Here is a 6,357-nt window from a genome sequence, read left to right on the forward strand (position 1 = left end):
GTCAGTCACTCGGGCAATAGCTCACTTTGACGAATTGCTCGACCAGGTGATCACGACCCGCAAACCAGTTTTCGTTGATGGAGCTCGCAGGACTGCGGTGCTCATTTCCATGGAGGAATGGGAGTCGATTCGAGACAGGCTCATCGCTCGCGCCCCGTCAGACCTTTGAAATCGCCTGCTATCCCTTTTAAAGTTTTAATCAGCGGCGCTCCGAGTTACCTCTGCGGAGCGCTCCAAACTGACTCTATCGTACGAAGTTCTTTTTACGTCGGACGGATTCACATCTCGCCTTGGCTCAGTAACCGTACTCGTTCAGTAGCTTTTGCAAAAACTCACGCCGCCGTTGGACGATACTCAAAACGAGATAGTCGCGATCAGTGTCTCTCGTCGACAAATGCCCAGCGTCCACAAGACCGTGGATATAGCCTTCGGCTTTGCCCCTGGCTTCAAGCAACGCCTCTTTGGATGTGCTTTTGAAGATGTCATCAGCGATGAGCTGCCAGCGCTTCATTTGACGCCGACCAACTGGGTCGTCCGAAAATTTTGGTGCATTGATCAATGTGTTGAAATCGTTGGATGCGGTGGCAGTGCTCAAGGTGGGTACTCAGAACGGTGATGTCTGGAGTCGAGGTTATCATGCGCACACTTAACCGCTTGCTGCTGGCTGGCTCATAGGTAGTCCTGCTTTATGTTGTTGGATGGTCTTTGTAGGCGCTGGCGCGAAGGGACGATTTCAATAATGGTGCACGCTATCGGTGGCACCTTCGAACATTGCGGAGCGTACAGGCAGTGCTATTCAGTGAGTACGTTCCTAGCCCGGAGTCCGATATGGGATACCTCAGCCTAGAGGACATCTACCCCGATGACGTAGAAAAATATGGCCATATGCGAGTAGGAATGACCGATCTCTATGTAAAAGACAATCACGGCATTTATGGTGTGGTTACGCGTGGTGAATACCGCGAGCTGACTAGAAGGTTGCTGCGTGATGAAGCCGTGCAAATGATCATCAGCGCGAAGCTCGCTGCGTTGCCCAAGGGCTACGATCCATGGATAAGGCGGATCGAGCGCAATCGCGCCTTATACGCTAGGTATGGGGACAAATTCGATCCCTGGGGAGACGACTGAAAGCCCTCACGTCCAATCACAAATGCAGCGCCTCATCTTACTCAGCCGGCTTGGCTCGCAAATCCATCGGTACCCTAGGTAGGGAGACGAGCATGGGCGCCAATGACAGCCCACGCTAACAATCGTTGAAAAGGACTAGGTCGTTGAAGATATTCCTAGATTGCGAATTTACTCAACTCAATCAGGACTCAAAGCTGATATCTCTAGCGCTGGTATCAGAGTCAGCCGAAGAGTTTTACGTTGAGTTGACGGATACCTATTCGATTGACGATTGCAGTGACTTTGTCATCCAGAACGTTTCACCGCATCTCGATCCTTTGCGGTATGGTCAGTCGTTTGTCGAAGCTCAAGTCTCTCTTCGAGGATTTCTAGGGAGCTTCGCCGAGGAGCTTGAGGTGTGCTCAGATGCGCCGTATTGGGACTGGCGATTTTTCTGTGATCTCGTCTGTGCAGGTCATCAACCCTGGCCAGTCCAGGTTATGAATCAACCAACTAACCTGGCGATCCTTTTTAATAAAGTAGATGCGGAAGCTCTTGAACAGGTAGAGCTGTCTGATCCGCCCCACCATGCATTGCTCGACGCGCGAATGCTCGCAGAGCTTTTCAAGACCTTGGCCTCCCGGCTTGTGCTGTCACTATAGAGGCGCATTACGATGTAGGCCGATCAGCTTTGGACGGTGTACTGCTGGTGACTCGGCCATCGGTGGTGACGCGGAAAAACTGGATTATTCCAAATTATGGCTCAGCAATAATTATTGCTGAGCCATAATTTTTCGCATCAAAAAGGGATAGGAGCAACACGCCGTCATCAAAGCAGACGGAACCTCCTGCTGTTGCCGTAAGGTCGGACTGCAGATAAGGTTTGGTCATGAATGACCCCTTTATCCCCAACTTCACGTCTGCGAACCGCGTTGAAAGCGAGACCGCGCTGGAGCTTATTGAACCGATGGACGCTCATCTTTGCGTATACCGAACGCTCGAGCTTCTGGCGGCTGACATAAACGCGCATCCGGAGCTCATTCAACCCATAGATACGCGTCTGGTCGCTCGCATCTTTTCCCTAGTAGGTCAGGTAGATGTTGACCTCAATTCACCGCTCTCAGCGGAAGACGAATGAACCGGCGAACCTAGGCTCGCATGTTTCTAAAAGGGGTTGCAGCGACGTTTTCATTTCATCAAAACCACTGACCTTTAATTGAGCTGCAGGTTTTGGTGTATTGTTAGTCAACTCACTACGCAGAGATCCAACATGTCCAAACTCGCTGAATTTCGCCAGCTTGAAAAACACCTCGCCGAACAGCTTCAAGCCCTCGAAGCTCTCAAAGGTGATGCTGGCCTGAAGCAGGAAATCGAATTTGAAACCAAGCTTCGCGCCTTGCTGGCCAAGTATGGCTACAGCTTGAAAGACATTATCAACCTGCTCGATCCGCAAGCCGGTCGTCGTGCCCCAGCTGCCCACGCGCAATCTGGAGCCCGCAAGCCTCGCGAGGTTAAAGTCTACAAAAACCCTGAATCCGGCGAAGTCGTGGAAACCAAGGGCGGCAACCATAAAATTTTGAAAGAGTGGAAGGCGAAATATGGCTCAGACAAGGTCGAGTCCTGGCTGACCAAGTGACTTGGTTTGAATACAAAGGGCCCTTAAACAGACTGTGTGAAAACCTAGCAATCTGCGCGGCGCTCAAAGAAAATGCTCCGTATCGAAAGATACGGAGCATTTTTCGTTATGGCTTACATCCAAGGTGAGTCCCGCAGCCAGGCCAGTCTGTTTCCGGTCTCGCTGGAAGAACTGATCCCCGAGGATCATCTCGTTCGGGTTATTGACCTGTACGTCGCCAAGTTGGATCTGGTGCAACTGGGCTTTGATAAAGCGCTGCCCAAAAGTACAGGTCGCCCCTCTTATGATCCTGCCGATCAGCTTAAACTCTACCTCTACGGCTACTTTCAGCGGATCCGCTCATCGCGGCGGCTCGAAGCCGAGTGAGTACGGCTACAGCTTGCGTAACATCATCGCCATCCTTGACCCACAAGCTTCGACTCGCAGTGCTCCTGCCGCTGCAGAGTCCAAGGTAGGAACTCGCAAGCCTCGTGACGTTAAGATCTACAAGAACCCGAACTCAGGTGAGCTGATAGAGACCAAGGGCGGCAACCATCGCCAATTGAAAGAATGGAAAAACGAGTTCGGCGCGGACGTTGTTGAGTCGTGGCGCACTCAGTAAGACTGTTTGAGTACAAACAATCGGGGCCCTGCGGGGCCCTTTTTTTATGAGATACGGATATGTTCGAATTTCTTAAGGGGCGGTTTGAGATAAAGCTACTTGGCTCGGCGTCTCACTCCTTTGTCTGCCTCTCTGCGATCAAGGTGAAGTTCCCAGTCAGGTTCGACCATAACAATCTTTAAAGATACCGAAACTACTGCTCTGCGCGCTGTCTGGTCTCATTAGATGGACTTACCCCTACAAAACCGGACACCAACTCCCCGTTAAATGATGCAGCTGCCAAGCGCCTGAACTCCCTCGGTGAGCGATAGTTCAAAGCGCTGTGCGGATGCTGCTCGTTGTAATGCTCAAAGGCAATTGCCAGGTTACGCAGCGCCGTTTCTCGATCCGGCTTGGGCATGTGCGCCACATAATCCCGCTTGATCGTCTTCACGAAGCTCTCGGCCATGCCGTTGCTCTGCGGGCTGCGCACCGGTGTGGTAACTGGCTGCAAACCGATCTGTCGAGCAAACGGGCGTGTCTATTCGGCGGTGTACGCCGAGCCGTTGTCGCTTAGCCATTGCACCGGCGTAGCGGGCAGTTGATCAGCAAAGCGCTTCTCCACGCTTTCCAGCATCAAGTCGCGGATATCATCGCCGCTGTAGCCGGTCGGGCTCGCGACCCAGCCGATGGCTTCGCGATCACACGTACCGACGCGCTGCAAAAGGAAACTGAGTACCGGAACCGACGTTGCTCGGGATCCAACCCGGTTCTGAGCCGTGTCGCACTACGGGCTGCCGATACAGCCGAGCCAGCGTCCACAAGCCAATGCTGCGTTATCTACGGCAACGTAACGCATGCGAGCAAGTCAGATTTAAATTGTGTTTGAAGAGAGATTTAAACTTGAGCGGCTAGAGTTACGCTGACATCGCGAGTGCATCAAAAGACATGATATTTATTTCAAAACAATAATTTTTGAAACAAGTTCAGCGCTATTTTTTGCCTTCAGCTTTTTCATAAGCCGCCCACGGTGTACCTCTACAGTACGATGTGAAATATCGAATTTACGCCCGATTTCTTTGCATGTGAGCCCATTGACGATATGAACGGCAATCTCCCGCTCTCGGGGCGTGAGGTTGACGGTCGGACGAACAGCTTGGTCAATCCGCTCAAAATGCCAAACCATGAGATGAAAAGGATCTTCTGGCGTCAACGTGTACCCCTTAGCCCTCGCCCAAAAAACCTCACCGCTCTGGTGCTGCATGAAGCGTTCGTCCGAGTACGCACCATTCTGGGCATGCCGTAACCAATTCAGGCTGCGATCACCGATGATCTTAAAGTCCGCCTTAGACGGGTAAAGCTTCAGTAGAAGCTCGCCGAGCAACTCCTCGCGCTTGAATCCAAATAGGGCCAGGAACGCATCATTGAGCTCTAGTATGCACCTATCTCCCGTAATCACCTGCGGTGCAGGAGAGACCTGGAAGGCCAGACGCTCGAGGTCTTGTAGCTGTCGGCGCGTTGGGTCAGTCATCGTTCTCAACCCTGAAAGTAAGTGGTGGTAGGAGAATCAACGACCTCTAGGTTACCAATCCCTGTACGTAGTTGCACGAATAGCGAAAGCTCTCGGCATTGCGGCAATCTAGGTACTCGTTACCGAACGACGCTACGGAAATGTCATAGCGGAGCATGAGATCTCGGCACATGCAGTCCTAGATCACGTATCACAGATAAACCGGGGTGTGTTGTCATCGTCATACAAGTCGCTTTGGTCAATCGTTGTCGAAAATACTTCGATGGATTGATAGTTGAGCATCTGACACGTCCTGTAAGAGGCTGCCAGTTACTGATTAAAAGCAAGCCGAAAAAAGATCGAGAGCTACAACAATGAGTGAACTTCTTCTTGCGCGTATTCGTTCTGCTGGTATTGCGGTAGCATATAATCTTTCGGTGGCCTTACTTGGCGGTAGTGCTCCATTTGTCTCTACTTGGTTAATTGAAATAACTGGAGATATATCATCGCCCTGGTATTTCTATGTGGGTACCGGATTGATCTCGATTGTGGCCTTGTTAATAATGCGCAAAGATGATTTTGTGGCGTGCTCGAGCTTTTCCCGGATTGTCGCTCTAGATAATAGGTAGAGCAATACTATTGGTCGTCAGATTCAGCGATAATTTAGCTAATAGTTGGTGTATGAATCAGCGATGATTGGTGCGTTAAAATAATTAAAAACATAGCCTGAGGTGTGCAGTATGACTTTTGACAACAAAACTGCCTTTGTAACCGGTGGTGGTTCGGGTATAGGCGAGGCTGCTGCGGTTGCGTTGGGGGCCAAAGGTGCTCAAGTAGTAGTGGCTGATCTGAACCTAGAGAACGCATCTAAAGTCGCAAACTTTATTTTGAATCAAGGTGGTAACGCCATTGCTGTATCGATTGATGTGTCGGACGCAAATTCCGTGGATTCTGCGTTCAAAACTGCTGAGGAATGGTATGGAGGCACCACCCACCTGCTAGTCAACAGCGCTGGCATTCTGGGAATTCACGCGTTTATCGACTATCCGCTTGAGCTGTTCAACAAGGTGATGGCTGTGAACGTCACGGGTACTTTTCTGTGCTCACAGCGTGCCGGCAAAAGCATGATAAAGGCGGGGTACGGTCGTATAGTCAACGTTGCGTCGGTGAGCGCCGTACGTGCTGGGATTGGGCGTACCGCTTATGGCACTTCTAAAGCAGCCATGGTCGGGCTTACTAAACAGCTTTCAATGGAGCTAGGCCCTCATGGTATTACAGCAAACGCTATCGCCCCAGGCCCAGTTCTCACTCCATTAACTGAGGCGAGTTATACGCCCGAGACAATTGAAGCGTACACCTCAATGATCCCAGCACGTCGCCTAGGGGTACTTGATGACATGACAGCGACAATTCTTTTTCTGCTGTCTGATGGTGCAGCATATATCAATGGCGCATATTTGCCGGTTGATGGTGGGTATCTCGCTAGCGGTGTAAGCAAGACGGGAAAGTTGAATTAACTAGCTA

At 51.0% G+C, this 6,357-nt stretch carries 8 protein-coding genes and 4 pseudogenes; 8 read left to right on the forward strand and 4 right to left on the reverse strand.

Annotation, left to right across the window (positions count from 1 at the left end; translation table 11 throughout):
• Window positions 1-295 precede the first annotated feature (295 nt).
• Window positions 296-595, reverse strand: coding sequence for a hypothetical protein (locus tag AD668_RS02300; protein WP_053154059.1), 300 nt, complete (start codon window positions 593-595; stop codon window positions 296-298).
• A gap of 233 nt (window positions 596-828) precedes the next feature.
• Here AD668_RS02300 and AD668_RS02305 point away from each other — a divergent pair, with 233 nt between their 5' ends.
• Together AD668_RS02305 and AD668_RS02310 are read left to right on the forward strand one after the other, a co-directional pair.
• A complete protein-coding gene (locus AD668_RS02305; protein WP_053154061.1) occupies window positions 829-1,128 on the forward strand; it encodes a hypothetical protein in 300 nt (99 codons plus the stop codon).
• Between the two features lie 143 nt (window positions 1,129-1,271).
• The gene (locus AD668_RS02310; protein ID WP_053154065.1) at window positions 1,272-1,769 is read left to right on the forward strand and encodes a 3'-5' exoribonuclease; all 498 of its coding nucleotides are present in this window, start codon (window positions 1,272-1,274) and stop codon (window positions 1,767-1,769) included.
• 94 nt (window positions 1,770-1,863) lie between these two features.
• On the opposite strand, the gene AD668_RS29810 is transcribed toward AD668_RS02310, so the two are convergent.
• Window positions 1,864-1,998, reverse strand: coding sequence for a hypothetical protein (locus AD668_RS29810; RefSeq protein WP_256220560.1), 135 nt, complete (start codon window positions 1,996-1,998; stop codon window positions 1,864-1,866).
• On the opposite strand from AD668_RS29810, the gene AD668_RS02315 reads away from it, so the two are divergent.
• The 4 genes and pseudogenes from AD668_RS02315 to AD668_RS28450 form a co-directional block, all read left to right on the forward strand.
• Window positions 1,997-2,245 carry a type II toxin-antitoxin system PrlF family antitoxin gene (locus tag AD668_RS02315; protein WP_053154069.1) on the forward strand — a complete coding sequence of 83 codons (249 nt, stop codon included), beginning with the start codon at window positions 1,997-1,999 and terminating at the stop codon, window positions 2,243-2,245. The genes AD668_RS29810 and AD668_RS02315 overlap by 2 nt on opposite strands.
• 132 nt (window positions 2,246-2,377) lie before the next feature.
• Entirely contained in the window at window positions 2,378-2,743 is a 366-nt protein-coding gene (locus AD668_RS02320; RefSeq protein ID WP_053154072.1) for a histone-like nucleoid-structuring protein, MvaT/MvaU family, read from the forward strand.
• Between the two features lie 108 nt (window positions 2,744-2,851).
• A pseudogene (locus AD668_RS02325) lies at window positions 2,852-3,106 on the forward strand (transposase); the annotation flags it as partial.
• 1 nt (window position 3,107) lies between these two features.
• A pseudogene (locus tag AD668_RS28450) lies at window positions 3,108-3,344 on the forward strand (histone-like nucleoid-structuring protein, MvaT/MvaU family); the annotation flags it as partial.
• A 193-nt stretch (window positions 3,345-3,537) separates the two neighbouring features.
• Here AD668_RS28450 and AD668_RS02330 read toward each other — a convergent pair.
• Window positions 3,538-4,029 (reverse strand): annotated as a pseudogene (locus AD668_RS02330) (integrase core domain-containing protein); the annotation flags it as partial.
• A gap of 249 nt (window positions 4,030-4,278) precedes the next feature.
• Window positions 4,279-4,854 carry a LuxR C-terminal-related transcriptional regulator gene (locus AD668_RS02335; protein WP_053154077.1) on the reverse strand — a complete coding sequence of 192 codons (576 nt, stop codon included), beginning with the start codon at window positions 4,852-4,854 and terminating at the stop codon, window positions 4,279-4,281.
• Between the two features lie 353 nt (window positions 4,855-5,207).
• Between AD668_RS02335 and AD668_RS28455 the strand changes: the two are divergent.
• Both AD668_RS28455 and AD668_RS02340 read left to right on the forward strand, forming a co-directional pair.
• Window positions 5,208-5,462 (forward strand): annotated as a pseudogene (locus tag AD668_RS28455) (LPXTG cell wall anchor domain-containing protein); the annotation flags it as partial.
• Window positions 5,463-5,573: 111 nt separating this feature from the next.
• Window positions 5,574-6,350 (forward strand): SDR family NAD(P)-dependent oxidoreductase, encoded by a 777-nt coding sequence (locus AD668_RS02340; RefSeq protein ID WP_053154080.1) that lies wholly within the window; start codon window positions 5,574-5,576, stop codon window positions 6,348-6,350.
• Window positions 6,351-6,357 lie beyond the last annotated feature (7 nt).

This window comes from Pseudomonas sp. P1.8 (assembly GCF_001269805.1).
In the GTDB taxonomy this organism is placed as follows: Bacteria; Pseudomonadota; Gammaproteobacteria; order Pseudomonadales; family Pseudomonadaceae; genus Aquipseudomonas.